The following is a 15286-nucleotide window of genomic DNA, read 5'->3' on the forward strand; positions in this document are numbered from 1 at the left end:
GCGCGCCTGGCGTGCGCCGTTCGTCGCGCATGGTGCGCCGTGCCATCCGGCCTGAGCCGGGGCCTGCGCGCCGCATTTTCTTCATTTGAAATTCACGAGGTAAGTAACATGGAATGGCTATTCGACCCTGCAATCTGGGCGGGATTGCTGACACTCGTCGTGCTCGAAATCGTCCTCGGCATCGACAACCTGATCTTCATCGCCATCCTGGCCGACAAGCTGCCGCCGCACCAGCGCGACCGCGCGCGCCTGATCGGCCTGTCGCTGGCGATGCTCATGCGGCTGGGCTTATTAACGATCGTCTCCTGGCTGGTCACGCTCACCGCACCGCTGTTCTCCGTCGGGCCGCTCACCTTCTCGGGGAGAGACCTGATCCTGCTGATGGGCGGCCTGTTCCTGCTCTTCAAGGCCACCACCGAACTGCACGAACGCCTGGAAGGGGTGACCCACACCCAGACCGACTCGAAAGCCTATGCCGCCTTCGGCGCCGTGGTGGCGCAAATCGTCGTGCTCGACGCCGTGTTCTCGCTGGACGCCGTCATCACTGCCGTCGGCATGGTCGACGAGCTGGGCGTCATGATGGCGGCGGTGATCATTTCGATCGGCGTCATGATCCTGGCCTCGAAGGCCCTGACGCGCTTCGTCAACGCGCATCCGACCGTGGTCGTGCTGTGCCTGAGCTTCCTGCTGATGATCGGCCTGTCGCTGGTAGCCGAGGGCCTGGGCTTCCACATTCCGAAGGCTTACCTGTACGCGGCGATCGGCTTCTCGATCCTGATCGAGGCCCTGAACCAGTTCGCGCGCCGTAACTCGCTCAAGCAGGAAGCGCGCGTGCCGCTGCGCGAACGCACGGCGGAGCGGGTACTGCGTTTGATGGGCAGCCGCAAACGCAGTGCGGCCGCCACCGAAGCCGAAGACGCGCAGGCGCCGGAGGAAACCGCCTTCGCCGCGGAGGAACGCAACATGGTCAGCGGCGTGCTGGCGCTGGGCGAGCGCTCGATCCGCTCGGTCATGACGCCGCGCTCGGAGATGTCCTGGGTCGATCTCGACGACGAGCCGGCCGCCATCCTGCGCCAGTTGCAGGACACGCCGCACAGCCAGCTGCCGGTATGCCGGGGCGAGCTCGAAAACATGCTCGGCATCGCCCGTACCAAGGATTTGATTGCCGACCTGGCGCTGCGCCAGGCCATCCTCGAATCCGGCGCAGGCAGTCCGTTGCGCGCGGCCATCGTCCTGCCCGATACGGCGGGCGTGCTGCGCGCCATCGAGACCCTGCAGCGCGCGCACGGCCAGCTGGTGCTGGTAACCGACGAATACGGCGTGGTCCAGGGTCTCCTGACTCCGGTCGACATCCTGGAAGCGATCGCCGGCGAATTCCCCGACGAAGACGAGCAGCCGGCCATCCAGGCCAAAGCTGCCGGCGAATGGGAAGCCAGCGGATCGGCCGACCTGCGCCAGCTGGAGCAGGTGCTCGAGACCGACGCGCTGGTCGGCGAGGGGAGCGACTACACCTCGCTGGCCGGCTTCCTGCTGGCGCGCTTCGAAGGTTTTCCCGAAGCCGGGCAGCAGATCGAACTCGATGGCCTGCGCTTCGAGATCCTGGCCGTCGACGAGCGACGCATCGTCAGCGTGGCGATCCGCCGCATCGCCGAACCCGTGGCAGCGGACGCCGCCTCCTGAACCACATTTTTTACCGCACCAAGAAAGCACATCATGAAACGCATCGTCCTGTTCCTGGCCACCAACCTGGCCATCGTCCTCGTCCTGAGCCTCACCGCCAGCCTGCTCGGCGTGAACCGCTTCCTCACCGCCAACGGCCTCGATCTCGGCATGCTGCTCGCCTTTGCCGCGCTGATGGGCTTTGGCGGCGCCTTTATCTCCCTGTGGATGTCGAAGCCGATCGCGAAATGGTCGACCCGCGCGCGGGTGATCACCCAGCCTGCCAACTCCACCGAACACTGGTTGGTGGAGACCGTGGGCGCCCAGGCGCGCAAGGCCGGCATCGGCATGCCAGAGGTGGCCGTGTATGACGGCGAGCCGAACGCCTTCGCCACCGGCGCCACCAAAAACAGCTCGCTGGTCGCGGTATCGACCGGGCTGCTGGCCTCGATGTCGAAGGAAGAAGTCGAGGCCGTCCTCGCGCACGAAGTGGCCCACATCGCCAACGGCGACATGGTGACGCTGACCCTGATCCAGGGCGTGGTGAACACCTTCGTGATCTTCCTGGCCCGGATCGTCGGCTACTTCGTTGACGGCATGCTGCGCAAGAACGACTCCGAGCAGTCCGGCCCCGGCATCGGCTACATGGTGACGGTGGTGGTCTGCGAGATCGTGTTCGGCATCCTCGCCAGCATCATCGTCGCCTGGTTCTCGCGCCAGCGCGAATTTCGCGCCGACCGCGGCGCCGCCGGCATCCTCGGCCGCCCGCAGCCGATGATCGCGGCATTGCGCCGCCTCGGCGGCCTGAGCGAAGGAGAGCTGCCGAAGAACATGGCCGCCTTCGGCATCTCGGGCAAGGGCGGCGCCATGGCGCTGTTCTCGAGCCACCCGCCGATCGAAGAACGCATCGCGGCCTTGCAAGGTGCCTGATGGGCGCGCGCGAACCAGGAGAGGAGACGCTGAAGTCAGGGGCGAGTGGCCCGCCCCTGTCGGATGTTCTCGAACAGCTGGCTGAGGACGGTGCGCGCGAACGCATCTCGGTAGGCGACCTGCTGAACGCCTTGTCCGACCGGGCGCTCGGCGCCTTGCTGTTCGTGTTCGCCTGCCCGAACGCGCTGCCGGCGCTGCCCGGCACCTCGGTAATCCTGGGCGCGCCGCTGGTGCTGCTGGCGGCGCAGCTGGCGTTTAAACGCAAGCCCTGGCTGCCGGGCTTCATTGCGCGCCGTTCGATGGCGCGTCCTGATTTCCAGGGACTGATCGCGCGTATCTGTCCGTGGCTGCGGCGCGCCGAAAAGATGCTGCGGCCGCGGGCCAGTGCCTGGGCGCTGCCACCGATGGAATACGTGGTCGGCCTGGTGTGCCTGCTGCTGGCGATCGTCGTTTTGCTGCCGATCCCGCTGGGGAATATGCTGCCGGCGCTGGCGATCAGCATGCTGGCGCTGGGCGTGCTGGAACGCGATGGTTACTGGATCGTGGCCGGGTTGATCGTGGCGGCGGGGTCGGCGGTGCTGGTCTCGGGCGTCGTGTTCGCTGCCGTGAAAGCTTTGCTCTACGTCGTGGTCAATTTCATTGCATAGAGAAATGGCGCTTGAGCTGATGAGCAAGCCGTGTCGGGGATGGGTTGACATTCCCGGCCCGGCTGAATGCCTTGTCTAGCGCCGCACCAACTGGACCGGCACGCCAGCCCGAACTGTGTTGTGTATTTCGGCTACTGCGTCGGTTTCGCGCAGCAGCTGCTCGATTGCGGAACTCGAGGCGGACGAGGACACGCTTGCCCGGTAGGTGATATTGGTTGCTGCGAGGCCGATGCCTGGAAACTCAGCGCTTGCCTCCACTTCGACGCCTTCGATCGGTATGGCAAGGCGCTTGGCTTCGCGGTACAGGTCATTGCAGTAGCAGGTTGCCAACGCAAGCATGAGGAACTCGCCGCCATTGATCGCTGAGCCTTTGCCCAAGCTCTGTGGCGGCACATTCAAGGTTTGGGCCGAGTCGTCGGTCTGCACGATGACGTCGTGTCCAATGGCTGAGTTTGTGACAATTGCTGTGATCTGCACAATGTCCTCCGTGGGCATCAAATATTCCCGAACTTGCATCTCTGAGCATAGCGTGAAGCATATACCTTGGAAAGTTCTAGACAATGCAAGGCAGGGCGGTTTGGATAAACCTTAACGGGGCACGTGACATAAACGTTTTAGTAGACGCACGGAAATCATTGCCAAGTTGACCTCGTCGGTTATACTGTGTTTTTATACAGTAGTTTGTGAACTCACAAGCCCGACCTGCCGATGCCGTCCGCGCTGCCGCCTGCTCATTTGCCCGCTCATTTGCCGGATTATGCGGAATTGTTCTGCCTGTCGAACTTCAGCTTCCTGCAAGGCGCCTCGCACGCCGAGGAACTGGTGGAGCGGGCGGTGCGCCTCGGCTATGCGGCGCTGGCGCTGACCGACGAGTGTTCGCTGGCCGGCGTGGTGCGTGCCCATGCGGAAGCGAAAAAGGCGGGTCTGCCCTTCATCGTCGGCGCCCATTTTCACCTGCACCATCCGGGCGGCGATCCGGCCCTGTCCCTGATCCTGCTGGCGCAGAACCGCAACGGCTACGGCAACCTGTCCGAGTTCATCACGCTCGGGCGCACGCGCAGCGAGAAGGGCACCTATTTCCTGACGCCGGACGACATCGCCAACCCGGCGCCCGAATTCGCCCACCTGAAGGGCATGCCCGACTGCCTGGCGATCCTGCTGCCGCACTATCCGGGCCACGAACCGAAGGATGTCGACCGCCTGCACGAACAGGCGCGCTGGGTGGCGGCGCAATTCCCGGGACGTGCCTGGCTCGGCCTGGTGCTGCTGCACCGCGCCTTCGACGATGCGCACCGCGTCACGATCGAGGAAGTCGGCTGGCAGCACGGCCTGCCCATCGTGGCGCTGGGCCACGTGGTGATGCATGTGCGCTCCAGGAAGCCGCTGCAGGACACGCTCACCGCCACGCGCCTGAGCAAACCGGTGGCCGAATGCGGCTACGGCCTGGCCCAGAACGCCGAACAGCACCTGCGCGCGCGCCTGCGCCTGGCGAACATCTATTCGCGCGAGGCGCTGAACGAGACACTCCGTATCGCTTCCCTGTGTAGCTTCTCGCTCGACGAGCTGCGCTACGAGTACCCGAACGAGGTGGTGCCGAAGGGGCACACGGCGACCAGCTTCCTGCGCGCCGAAACCTATATCGGTGCGCACCGCCGCTTCAAGGAGGGGATACCGGCCAGGGTGCAGGCCCAGATCGAGCACGAACTCGGCCTGATTGCCGAGATGGGCTACGAACACTACTTCCTCACCGTCTACGATATCGTCCACTTCGCGCGCTCGAACAACATCCTGTGCCAGGGCCGCGGCTCGGCCGCCAATTCGGCCGTGTGCTACTGCCTCGGCATCACCGAGGTCGATCCGGCTCGGGCCAATTTGCTGTTCGAACGCTTCATCTCGAAGGAGCGCAACGAGCCGCCCGACATCGACGTCGACTTCGAGCATCAGCGCCGCGAAGAGGTGATCCAGTATATCTACCAGAAGTACGGCCGCACCCGCGCCGCGCTGGCGGCGGTGGTCATCAGCTACCGCCCGAAGAGCGCGCTGCGCGACAGCGGGCGCGCGCTAGGTGTCGATCTCGGCATCATCGAGAAGGTCTGTAAAAGCCATCGCTGGTTCGACAACAAGGCCGACCTGCTGAACCGCCTGGCCGAATCCGGCCTCGATCCGGAAGCGCCGCTGTCGCGCCAGTGGGCTACGCTCGCGACCCAGTTGTTGAATTTTCCGCGCCACCTGTCGCAGCACCCGGGCGGCTTCGTCATCGCGCAGGGCAAGCTCTCGCGGCTGGTGCCGATCGAGAACGCGGCCATGGCCGACCGCAGCGTCATCCAATGGGACAAGAACGACCTCGAGGAACTCGGCCTGATGAAGGTCGACGTGCTGGCGCTGGGCATGCTGTCGATGCTGCGCCGCGCCCTCGAACTGGTGAGCCTGCGCCACGGCAGCCTGTTCGAGATGCAGGACATTCCGCCCGACGACCAGGCCACCTACGACATGATCTGCGCGGCCGACACGGTAGGCGTGTTCCAGATCGAATCGCGCGCGCAAATGAGCATGCTGCCGCGGATGAAGCCGCGCGTTTTTTACGACCTCGTGATCGAGGTGGCGGTGGTGCGCCCGGGCCCGATCCAGGGCGGCATGGTGCACCCGTATCTGCGCCGCCGGCAGGGCCTGGAGCCGGTGGTGTATCCGAGCGAGGAAATGAAGGCGGCGCTCGGGCGCACGCTGGGCGTGCCGATCTTCCAGGAACAGGTGATGCAGGTCGCGATCCTCGGCGCCGGTTTCACCCCGGGCGAGGCCGACCAGCTGCGCCGCGCGATGGCGGCCTGGAAGAGAAAAGGCGGCCTGGAACAGTATTACGACCGCATCGTGCGCGGCATGCTGGAGCGCGGCTACGAACTCGCATTCGCGGAAGCGATCTTCAGCCAGATCCAGGGCTTCGGCGAATACGGTTTTCCGGAGTCGCATGCGGCCAGCTTCGCGTTACTCGCCTATGCCAGCTCCTGGATGAAATGCCACGAACCGGCGGCCTTCCTGTGCGCGCTGCTCAACAGCCAGCCAATGGGTTTCTACAGCCCTTCGCAGCTGGTGCAGGACGCCCAGCGCCACGGCATCGAGGTGCGGCCGGTCGACATCACGGTCAGCGGCTGGGAATCGACGCTGGAAGAGCTGCACGATCCTACGCGCCAGCCTGCAGTGCGCCTCGGGCTCTCGCTCCAGCGCGGCATGAGCTTCGAGGCGGCGGCCCGCATCGAGGAGGCGCGTGCGATCAGGCCTTTCGACAGCGTGGCCGACCTGGCGCGCAGGGCCGGGCTGGACCGCGGCGACCTGCAGGTGCTGGCCGGCGCCAATGCGCTGCGTTCGCTCGCGGGCCATCGGCGCGAAGCCTTGTGGCAGGCCGTCGGCGCCGTGCCCGACAAGGATTTATTGCGTCCGACCACCCCAAGCGAGGAGATGCCCCTGCTGGCCGCACCCTCGGAAGGCGACGAGATCGTCGGCGACTACCGCGCCCAGGGCCTGACCCTGGGCCGCCATCCGATCGCGCTGCTGAGAAAGCAGCTGCTGGCGCAGCGCTTCATGCCGGCCTCGGTGCTGAACGAATATGCCGACGGCCAGCTCGCGCGCGGCTGCGGCCTGGTGACCGTGCGCCAGCGGCCCGGCACGGCCAAGGGCGTGCTGTTCATCACCCTGGAAGACGAGACCGGCAACGTCAACGTGATCGTCTGGCCGGACCTGGTCGAGCAGCAGCGGCGCGAGGTGCTGGGCGCGAACCTGCTGGGCGTGTACGGGATCTGGCAGAGCCAGGGACAGGTCAAACACCTGGTGGCCAAAAGGCTGGTGGACATGTCGCACTTGCTGGGCAAGCTGACGACGGGGAGCCGGGATTTTTGCTGAACGCTCAGCGCGCAGCCTTGTCGTCCGCCAGGCGCAGCTTGTACCAGGCAATCCCGATCAATTCATAGATTGCATACCACGAGCGCCGCATCCCTTCGGCGCTCGGCAGCCAGGAGCCCACCGACAGCGGCTGCTCGCCGAAGAAGGCGGTGGGCGCCTCGACCACTTCCAGTCCTGCGCGCTCGAACACGGCGCGCGAGCGCGGCATGTGCATCGCATCGGTCACGAGGAGGATGCGTTGGACGCCGTCCGCACGCAGCAGCGCGGCGCTGAATTCCGCGTTCTCGAAGGTGTCGCGCGAGCGCGCTTCGAGCCACTTCACCGGCACGCCGAAGTCCTCGCGCAGCGCCACGGCCATCGCGTCGGCCAGGGGAGGCCTGTCTGCAGTCGCGCCGGAACGGCCGGCCTTGGCCCCCAGGCCTCCGCTGACGAGAAGCGGCAACCCGGTACGCCGCTGCAGGTGCGCCGCATAGCGCAGGCGTGCGAGCGCGACGTAATCGGGGATGTCCTGCCCGCCGTACTCCGGCGCCTGCCGCAGGCGTCCGGCCGCGAGCACAACGATCGCCTGCGCGCCGGCCCGTTCCGGCGCCCGCAGCGGCGCGGTCATCCGTTCCAGCGGCGCGACGAAGAAGCGCGCACCGGCTGTGGACGAAAGAAAAGCCAGCAGCGCGAATCCCGTCCCGGCCAGGATGCGACCGGTGCGCGGCCAGCGCCGCCAGAGCGCCAGGCCAAGCAGGATCAGCAGGAACAGGTTGGCAGGCGGAAGAATCAGTTCGCGCGGGATGGCGTTCAACAGATCGAGCATTGGTGCGGAATTCCTGGAAAGCGTTCGTGGAGGCAGGCGGCTGAGTAGAACGCAGTCGAGAGTGCGGCGTCAAGGGCAAGGCGCGCTGCCGGACGCTCAGTCATCTCCTCCATGGTACGCGATGTCGCTGCACGTCGGGTCGATATCCTTGACATGGTCCACCCGCGGGCTCTGAAACAGCGGGACCACGTCACGGCTTAGGTAGAGTGCACACCATGCCCCGCCTAGCGGCACGAGCAGGATCATCACGGCTTGCGCCCAGCGTTGTCCAGGCTCGTAGAACGGGGACGCGAGTACCTTTCGTATTGCATACGCGTCGAGGCCAAGCGTTGCGGCGACGAGCGCGAGGAAAATCCATCCGACTGACGACATATCCGTCGTCACTTCGGGCCTACGCCCTTGAAACGTTCGGGATCGAAGTCGGCGATATCGATCTTCCCGAAATGCCGCGGCGGCCGATACGTCTTTGCCTCCAGCTTCTCCGGTTCGGACGCATGGAAGGAGGATTCGTCGACCTGGACAAGCTGCCAGCTCGCATCCCGTTTCGAGTACTTGAAGGTGTAGGTATTCGACCAGCGCCAGCCGCTGCCCCCGTAATGGCTGACCGAGAACGTATTTTTCGATGCCGATAAGCCGGCGAAGGGATCGCCGAAGGCGCCGCCGCAACCCCTGCACAGCACGACGCGGCTGCTCTCTTTTACGACGTTGAGGGAGCCGTCCGGTGCACGGATGGCGATCTTCAGCGTGCGTGTACCGTCGTCTTCCTCCTCGGCGCCGTCGTTCGCCTGCAGCGGTTCGACGATGAACACGACGTCGCGCAGGCCGTCGCCATTCAGGTCCGCCGCCTCGAAGGCCAGGATCGATTCACCCTTGGCGACGAAGCGATCGAGTTCGGCGGGCGGCTTGCCGGCGTCGGGCGCAGCGGCGTTTGCGAGGAGCGGCAGCGAAAGAAGGGAACAATACAGCAGCGTCGTGGCTGGTCGCATCATCGAAGGTCCACCTCTGCTCAGCGCGCAGGCAGGAAGGCCTTCACTTCCTGCTGGAAGCGCTGCGGCTGGTCCCACATGATGAAGTGGGCGCTGTCGGAAATGCGCTTCAGGCTCAGGTTTTTCACAGGCGCATAGCCGGCCTTGTACACGGCGTCGAACTGTTCCGCCGGCAGCGGCACGTTCTTCGGCTGGACATACAGCACCGTCATCGGCACGCCGATCTTCGGCAGCTCCGGAATCAGGTTCGTGACGATCAGCTCGCGGTAGGCGCGGATGCTCACGTCCGGGTCGCTGCTCATCGAATCCTGGATCGCGCCCTCACGCATCGCTTCGGTATTTACCATGCCGGCGATGGTGTCGTTGGCGCGTTTGCGGCGTTCTTCGGGCGCCGCGCTGCGCATGCCGGCGACGACCCCGTCGGCCACCGCCTCGACCCTGGCCGGCGCCGCGCCGGGACCGGCGAAGAAAGTGCCGAGGAATGGATACATGTCTACCACCATCAAGCGAGACAAGCTGTCCGGATGGCGGCTCGCCAGCATCATACCGATGGTGCCGCCCATCGAGTGGCCGATAACGGCGGGCTGCTGCAGCTTCGATTCCCGGATATAGCGGGCGATCTCCTCGGCGACCGGGGCCGCCACAGTGCCTTCCTTGTTGCCGCCCGCCGGCTGGCCGGCGAAGCCCGACACGTGGACCAGGTGATAGCGGTAACCCGGCAGCGCGGCCACCGTCGAGGCCCAGGCGCGCGGCGAGGAGTTCAGGCCGGGGATCAGGACCACGTCGGGTCCCGAACCTTCGGTGCGCACCGTGATGCGGTTCGACTCGAAGGGAGCGGCGAGCGCGCCCGCCAGGGGAAGAGCGGCCAACAGGGCCACCGTGCTTGCCAGCCAGATGCGGCGCGACTTCATCTTGGTATCCATCCAGCCTCCTCAGCCTTATCCAGGCAGTCAGTGTAGTGGATAAACGTTGATAAAAAGTCACAGATTGTCACCTGTTCGAGCGCATTCGTGCTTTTTCGGCAACGCTTTCGAGTGCTGTCAATACGCGGCGCTATACTTGCTATGCATTTTTCATCACAACCAGGAGACAGCCATGAAAGCGATTCACCCCGTACTCGCAGCACTGGGCACTGTACTCGTGTTATCAAGCGGCGGCGCGCTCGCGCAGTCCGGCCCCAAAATGACTGACGGCGTATTGGCCGACGCCTCCGGCATGACGCTCTATACCTTCGACAAGGACACCGCCGGCTCCGGCAAGAGCGCATGCAACGGCGAGTGCGCGAAGATGTGGCCACCGGTGCCCGCCAACGTCAAGGTCATGGAGCCATACTCGGTCGTCACGCGCGACGACGGCAGCAAGCAGCTGGCCTACAAGGGCAAGCCGCTGTACCTGTTCGCCAAGGACACCAAGGCGGGCGAGCGCAAGGGCGACAAGATGAAGGATGTGTGGCACGTCGTGACGGACTGAGTCGCCGTCGCGATGGAAGCGGCGGGCGCGCTGTCCGCCGCTCAGCGCAGCCAGGCCTTGAGCACCTCCGGACCCTGCTCCATGCCGACTTTCAGGCGCTCCTGCGCGTGCTGCGTGCATTGATCGAGCGTGCCGACGCCCTGGGTGGCGGCCTGCGCGGCGATCGCCTTGCTGGCGATGCCGAAGGCGGTGATGGCCTGGTCCCAGCTCAATCCGGAAGCGAGAGCTTCTTCCACCACGTGGGCGGCGAGGGCGCCCAGTTTGTCGATCAGTGCGGGGTCGGTTCCCATTCTTAGCATAGTCAGCTCCAGCAGAAAGTCGGCAGATGCTGGAATACTACGACAAGGCGGGTTTCGGCCTGGCACGGCAGGACGATCGGGTAAGGATCAGTCCAGCCCCAGCCACCTCCGGTACTGCCCATAGTGGTGAATCACGAAGCCACCGAACGGCTTCATGCCGCCCACCGTCTTCGCGGTGATCCCCAGTTCGCGCTCCATGTCCGCTTCCCGCAAGTGCTCGAACGAGACCTTCTTGATCGCGTTCGGCAGCGTCTCGACGCCGATCAGCACCTGCTTGCCCACCTTGTCGGCGTAGGTCAGCTCGTCCATCGCATGGCTGACGATGCCGTCGCCGCCCAGGGCGCGGTCGCGGTAGTCCATCAGGGCGACGTAGTCGTACAGGTCCTGCACGTGCTGGCTGACGGGTTTCGTTACGCCCTTGTACTCCACATTCAGGCCGTCGAGCCAGAACGGAATCGCGGGGCCGATCGGCAGGGCCTGGCCGGAGGCCTGCTTGGCCGCCATCAGCGCGCTTGAGAGTTCCACGAACTCGCGCAGCAGCGCCATCTTGCGGGTCGACCATTCGGCCAGGATGTGCGGCTCGATGTCGACGTTGATGCCGTCAAAGCGTTCCTCGGGCGCAGCCGCCTTGTTGTAGTCGAGGACGCGCTGCAGCATGGCCAGGGCCTCGGCGCGGTGCTTGGGCAGCACGTAGCGTTCGGTGTGCAGGTAGCCGGAGCCGAGCAGGGCGTAGGCCTTCATGCCGGAGGCATGCAGGCGCCGGATCAGGCGCCTGTAGAGCTGCGGCTGTTCCTTGATGAGATTGCGTCCGCCGAAGGCGTCGGCATACAGGAAGACGGTATCGATCGATTTCGACTTCAGGAAATCGATCGCGCGGCCGGCGGCGGCCGGCTGTTCGAGCATCGCGTACGAATCCTCTTCCCAGGTCCAGATCGCGCGCGGCGCTGTAGGTTCGGCATGCGCGGCTGCGAAGGCCGAAGCGAGCAGCAGGGCGGCGAGCAGTCGCTTCACAGCTTGGCCTCCACGTGGTACTGGCCGACGCCGAGCGAGCGCCCGGTTTCCGGATGCGAAGGCAGGGCCGAGACGAAATAGGTGCCGGGGACGACCTTGCGCAGGTCGGGCTGCCAGGTGACGGTGGCCGATTCGCCGGGTTCGAGCGTGCGCGCCGGCGCCGCGGTTTCGCCCAGCTCCAGGCCGTGCTCGTTGGCGACGACGAAGAGCGGCACGAATGGCGGCGAGCGGGTCGCGGCGTGGTTGGTGAAGGTCGCCTGGAACGCGATTGCGGGACCGGTCGCGCGGCGCACGCCGGTCACGCCGATGTCGCCCGCCATCGCGGCCAGCGCCACGCCGCGCAGGGTGCGTTCGCCGCCATAGGCCGCCAGCTTCGCCTGTCCCTGTGCCTGCGGCGCCAGCGCGGCGCTGCGTCCGGCCGTGCCGTTCGCTTTCAAAAAGGCGCGGAACTGGGCCTGGGCACGCGCCAATGCCTCGGGATCCTTGTTATGGTCCGTTTGCATGCCGTCGCCCAGCGTGTAGAGCTGGCCTTGCGCCAGGTAGGCGGTGCCGGAGACGAAGTCGCTCATCTCGCTCTTGGTCTGCTTCAGCGGAATCGCGTGCAGGTTGCGGAAGGATTCCTCGGTGTCCAGGCCGGTGCCGACCCAGGTCACGTCACGCGGCGACTTCAGGCCGTAGCCGTTCGAGAGGAAGGCCAGCAGCGAAGGCGCGATGTCGAACTGCGAGGACACCGAACGGATGCTGCGCGGGCCTTTCAACAAAGGCGAATACACGATCAGCGGCACGTGGTAGCGCTCGATGCGGGTGTCCATCGGCAGCTCGGGCAGGCGGTGGTCGCCGGTGATGACGAAGACCGTGTTCCCGAAACCCGGCAGTTTGGAAGCGCGCTCGAAGTACATGCGCAGCGCGTCGTCCGTGTACAGGATGCTGGCGAAGATGTCGCGGCCGTTGCGGTACACCGGATTGTCCGCCAGCTTCAGGGCGCGCATGCGTTCGTCGACGCGGCGCAGGTAATCGTCCTTGCCCGGGAAGGTGAAGGGGCTGTGCATGCTGGTTGTCTGGATGATGCCGACGAAGGGACCCGCCGGCGCCTGCGCTTCGCGCGCCAGCGTCATCTCCATCAGGTCGCGGTCGGCGTAGCCCCAGTCGTTGCTGCGCTGGTAGGGCGGCTTGAAATCCTGCTCGCTCACCAGCTGGTCGACGCCCTGGCGGCGCAGGAACAGGCCTTCGTTGTCGAACTCCAGGTTCGAGCCGGAATAGAAGCGCAGGCGGTAATCCTGGGCTTTCAGCACCGACAGCAGGGAATCGTGCCGCGGCAGCTTGTCGCCCAGCGCAGCCAGGCCGCTCTCGCCGAAGGGGAGCGAGCCGAAGACCGTGGTCAGCACGCCGAAGGTGCGGCCCTGGCCGGACAGGAAGTTTTCGAAGTACAGGCTGCGTCCCGCCAGCTCGTCGAGGAAGGGCGTGAAGCTGCCCAGGCGCGCACCCGGGCCAGAGAAGCTGCGGCCCAGGCCTTCGACGATGATGAAGACCAGGTTCGGCGGCGGCGCGTCGGCGCGCACGTTGAACAGCGGACCGAGGGTGTCGGGCGTGCGCTCGGCGTGCAGGAAGGGGTAGCGTGGATCAGGTCCCGACCACGGCGCCTGCGCCTTGACGCGCGGGGTCGCGGCCTCGTCTTCCGGGTTGCGCAGGCGGGCCAGGTTGCTGTCGATGAAGAAGGCGGTCTTGTTGGACAAATACGCCAGGTCGGCGTCGGTATGCGCGACCGGCGGCGCGAAGCGCTGCGGCGCGAGAAGGAAGGCGAGCAGGCTGAGGGCCAGCGCGATATAGACCGTGCCGGTGCCGGCGCGCGGCCACCAGGCGCGCACGCTCAGCGACAGCATGGTCCACAACACGGCCAGCGCCGCCAGCAGGGCGATGCCGAGCAGGGGGCTGAGCGACCAGCCGCCGGCGACGGTCGCCGCGACTTCCTTGCCCGAATACGCGAACAGGTCGGCGCCGAGTGGCACGCCCGAGATCCAGTGGTATTGCAGCAGCGCGGCATGCGCGAACAGCAGCGCGCTCCAGACCAGGCCAAGCGCGAGCGTGCGCCAACGCAGCGAAGGAATCAGGGCCAGGGGCAGGGCGCCGAGCAGGAACACGAAACCGAAGCGCAGCAGCGACAGCAGGTCGTTGCCGAGGCCGGCGCCGAACAGGGTGGCCTGCGGCACGCCGGCGGCACTGGCATGGACCGCTTCGCCGATACGCAGGCAGAGCCAGGCCAGCACCAGGGCCGGAAGCGCACCGAAGGAAAAGGCGAACGCGCGCGCAAGGCGCTCCGCTGCCGCGCGCAGACGGTCCGGCATTACCATCGGCGGTACAGCCCAACGGAGATGCCGCGCTCACGCACATCGTTGGCGCCGCGCGAGAAGCTGGCGCCGACCTTGCTGCCCCAGTTGTCCGACCAGTAGCGTACCCAGGTGACGCTGCCGCCGCCCGAACGGGCACGCCCGCCCGACAGCGACAGGGGATCGTCGCTGCGGCCGCTGTTCGCGGTCGCCTCCAGGTAACTGTCGGCGTCGCCCGCATAGTAGTAGCGCACCAGCAGGCGCTGGCCGTTGCTGTGCGAGCCTTCCGACACGATGGCCTGGTGGCGCAGCTGGACATACCAGTTGCCCACGTACTTGCCGAGGCCGAAGCCGTAGATGTTCACGCGCGAATCGAAGCCCAGCACGTCGTCGGCGAGCGAGGCTTCCCAGCCATTCCCGAGCGACTGGTAGACCTCGATGCGGCCCGAGTTCGCCGGGAACAGGCGCGCACTCGGGGCGCGCTGGTAGCGGATGTTGGCGTAGGCGCCGTTCCACAGGTCGGCGTAGGCGTCCAGCGCCCAGGCGTGGCCCGTCTGGTCGAAGCGGTGCGCGCGCAGCGTCTCGAAGCCGATCGAGCCGCCCTTCATGTAGTGGCGCACGCTGGCAGTCTGGTCGTTCCAGCGCGGGCTTGATCCGACGTCGGTCCAGCTGCCCGACAGGCTGGCGGCCCAGGTATAGCCGGCGGCGAGCGCCGCTTCCGGATTGCCGGCGCGCGGCTGCAGCTGCGGTTCAGGACGCGGTTCCAGCGCAGCGATGGCTGCATCGATCTCGGCGCCGTTCGCGCCCAGCGCGCGGGCCTTCTCGAGAGCCGCGCGCGCTTCGGCCGTGCGGCCGGCGCGGCGGTGCAGGTTGCCCAGCGCGAGCCAGACGTCGGCGTAACCGGGCGAGGCCTTGGCCGCGGCGTCGAGATCGGCCTGCGCCTCGCTCCAGCGCTCCATGCGCGTGTAAACGATGCCGCGCCCGAGCAGCACGTCGACGTTGCCGGGCGATTGCGCGAGCAGGGCGTTGTAGGCGGCCAGGGCCAGCGCCGGCTGGCCGCTGTTGGCGAGCGTGCGCGCTTTCTCGTACTGTTCGTCGAAAGAGGCCGGGCTGGCGGTTTGAATTTGTGCGGTCGGGGGAGCTTGGAAGTCGATGGGCATGGAAGAGGACAAGTACGCACTATGGATAGTGCCATGGCGCAACTCTGCCCCAGCAACGAGTGAGCGTCAAGACGTGCATGCCTCGATGTCGCGCCCAGGCTTCA

Annotated in this window: 13 protein-coding genes; 5 read left to right on the forward strand and 8 right to left on the reverse strand. The window is 66.2% G+C overall.

Annotated elements, in window-relative coordinates; all coding sequences use genetic code 11:
• The first annotated feature begins 108 nt into the window (after nt 1-108).
• From C2862_RS08640 to C2862_RS08650, 3 genes are read left to right on the forward strand one after another with little or no spacing between them, the layout of a single operon-like run.
• Nucleotides 109-1680, forward strand: coding sequence for a TerC family protein (locus tag C2862_RS08640; RefSeq protein ID WP_136219720.1), 1572 nt, complete (start codon nt 109-111; stop codon nt 1678-1680).
• Between the two features lie 33 nt (nt 1681-1713).
• Nucleotides 1714-2589, forward strand: a complete 876-nt coding sequence (gene htpX / locus C2862_RS08645; protein ID WP_136219721.1) for a protease HtpX — start codon at nt 1714-1716, stop codon at nt 2587-2589.
• A complete protein-coding gene (locus tag C2862_RS08650; protein ID WP_136219722.1) occupies nt 2589-3236 on the forward strand; it encodes an exopolysaccharide biosynthesis protein in 648 nt (215 codons plus the stop codon). Before htpX ends, C2862_RS08650 begins: the two co-directional genes overlap by 1 nt.
• A gap of 75 nt (nt 3237-3311) precedes the next feature.
• On the opposite strand, the gene C2862_RS08655 is transcribed toward C2862_RS08650, so the two are convergent.
• Nucleotides 3312-3713: an OsmC family protein gene (locus C2862_RS08655; RefSeq protein WP_136219723.1), complete on the reverse strand. Its 402-nt coding sequence runs from the start codon at nt 3711-3713 to the stop codon at nt 3312-3314.
• Between the two features lie 231 nt (nt 3714-3944).
• On the opposite strand from C2862_RS08655, the gene C2862_RS08660 reads away from it, so the two are divergent.
• Entirely contained in the window at nt 3945-7127 is a 3183-nt protein-coding gene (locus tag C2862_RS08660; RefSeq protein WP_136219724.1) for an error-prone DNA polymerase, read from the forward strand.
• Nucleotides 7128-7131: 4 nt separating this feature from the next.
• Here the strand turns inward: C2862_RS08660 and C2862_RS08665 are convergent, their stop codons facing one another.
• The 3 genes from C2862_RS08665 to C2862_RS08675 form a co-directional block, all read right to left on the reverse strand.
• On the reverse strand, nt 7132-7932 hold the full coding sequence (locus C2862_RS08665) for a YdcF family protein (protein WP_136219725.1): 801 nt from the start codon (nt 7930-7932) through the stop codon (nt 7132-7134).
• A gap of 380 nt (nt 7933-8312) precedes the next feature.
• On the reverse strand, nt 8313-8921 hold the full coding sequence (locus C2862_RS08670; RefSeq protein ID WP_136219726.1) for a hypothetical protein: 609 nt from the start codon (nt 8919-8921) through the stop codon (nt 8313-8315).
• Nucleotides 8922-8938: 17 nt separating this feature from the next.
• Nucleotides 8939-9841 (reverse strand): alpha/beta fold hydrolase, encoded by a 903-nt coding sequence (locus C2862_RS08675; protein WP_136219727.1) that lies wholly within the window; start codon nt 9839-9841, stop codon nt 8939-8941.
• Between the two features lie 172 nt (nt 9842-10013).
• On the opposite strand from C2862_RS08675, the gene C2862_RS08680 reads away from it, so the two are divergent.
• Nucleotides 10014-10388, forward strand: coding sequence for a hypothetical protein (locus C2862_RS08680; RefSeq protein ID WP_136219728.1), 375 nt, complete (start codon nt 10014-10016; stop codon nt 10386-10388).
• Between the two features lie 41 nt (nt 10389-10429).
• On the opposite strand, the gene C2862_RS08685 is transcribed toward C2862_RS08680, so the two are convergent.
• The 4 genes from C2862_RS08685 to C2862_RS08700 form a co-directional block, all read right to left on the reverse strand.
• Nucleotides 10430-10678, reverse strand: a complete 249-nt coding sequence (locus tag C2862_RS08685) for a hypothetical protein (protein WP_136219729.1) — start codon at nt 10676-10678, stop codon at nt 10430-10432.
• A 96-nt stretch (nt 10679-10774) separates the two neighbouring features.
• Entirely contained in the window at nt 10775-11698 is a 924-nt protein-coding gene (locus C2862_RS08690) for a hypothetical protein (protein ID WP_136219730.1), read from the reverse strand.
• The gene (locus tag C2862_RS08695) at nt 11695-14040 is read right to left on the reverse strand and encodes an LTA synthase family protein (RefSeq protein WP_136219731.1); all 2346 of its coding nucleotides are present in this window, start codon (nt 14038-14040) and stop codon (nt 11695-11697) included. The genes C2862_RS08690 and C2862_RS08695 overlap by 4 nt, the downstream gene beginning before the upstream one ends.
• Nucleotides 14040-15182 carry a YaiO family outer membrane beta-barrel protein gene (locus C2862_RS08700; protein ID WP_136219732.1) on the reverse strand — a complete coding sequence of 381 codons (1143 nt, stop codon included), beginning with the start codon at nt 15180-15182 and terminating at the stop codon, nt 14040-14042. The genes C2862_RS08695 and C2862_RS08700 overlap by 1 nt, the downstream gene beginning before the upstream one ends.
• Nucleotides 15183-15286: the final 104 nt, after the last annotated feature.

Source organism: Massilia sp. Mn16-1_5, assembly GCF_004798585.1.
In the GTDB taxonomy this organism is placed as follows: Bacteria; Pseudomonadota; Gammaproteobacteria; order Burkholderiales; family Burkholderiaceae_D; genus Telluria.

Excerpts from the sequence above, each read along its gene's own strand:
- C2862_RS08650 (WP_136219722.1), top strand. The coding sequence starts at position 2,589 with ATGGGCGCGCGCGAACCAGGAGAGGAGACGCTGAAGTCAGGGGCGAGT.
- C2862_RS08670 (WP_136219726.1), bottom strand. The coding sequence starts at position 8,921 with ATGATGCGACCAGCCACGACGCTGCTGTATTGTTCCCTTCTTTCGCTG.
- C2862_RS08660 (WP_136219724.1), top strand. The coding sequence starts at position 3,945 with ATGCCGTCCGCGCTGCCGCCTGCTCATTTGCCCGCTCATTTGCCGGAT.
- C2862_RS08695 (WP_136219731.1), bottom strand. The coding sequence starts at position 14,040 with ATGCCGGACCGTCTGCGCGCGGCAGCGGAGCGCCTTGCGCGCGCGTTC.
- C2862_RS08700 (WP_136219732.1), bottom strand. The coding sequence starts at position 15,182 with ATGCCCATCGACTTCCAAGCTCCCCCGACCGCACAAATTCAAACCGCC.
- C2862_RS08685 (WP_136219729.1), bottom strand. The coding sequence starts at position 10,678 with ATGGGAACCGACCCCGCACTGATCGACAAACTGGGCGCCCTCGCCGCC.
- C2862_RS08665 (WP_136219725.1), bottom strand. The coding sequence starts at position 7,932 with ATGCTCGATCTGTTGAACGCCATCCCGCGCGAACTGATTCTTCCGCCT.
- C2862_RS08640 (WP_136219720.1), top strand. The coding sequence starts at position 109 with ATGGAATGGCTATTCGACCCTGCAATCTGGGCGGGATTGCTGACACTC.
- htpX (WP_136219721.1), top strand. The coding sequence starts at position 1,714 with ATGAAACGCATCGTCCTGTTCCTGGCCACCAACCTGGCCATCGTCCTC.
- C2862_RS08680 (WP_136219728.1), top strand. The coding sequence starts at position 10,014 with ATGAAAGCGATTCACCCCGTACTCGCAGCACTGGGCACTGTACTCGTG.
- C2862_RS08675 (WP_136219727.1), bottom strand. The coding sequence starts at position 9,841 with ATGGATACCAAGATGAAGTCGCGCCGCATCTGGCTGGCAAGCACGGTG.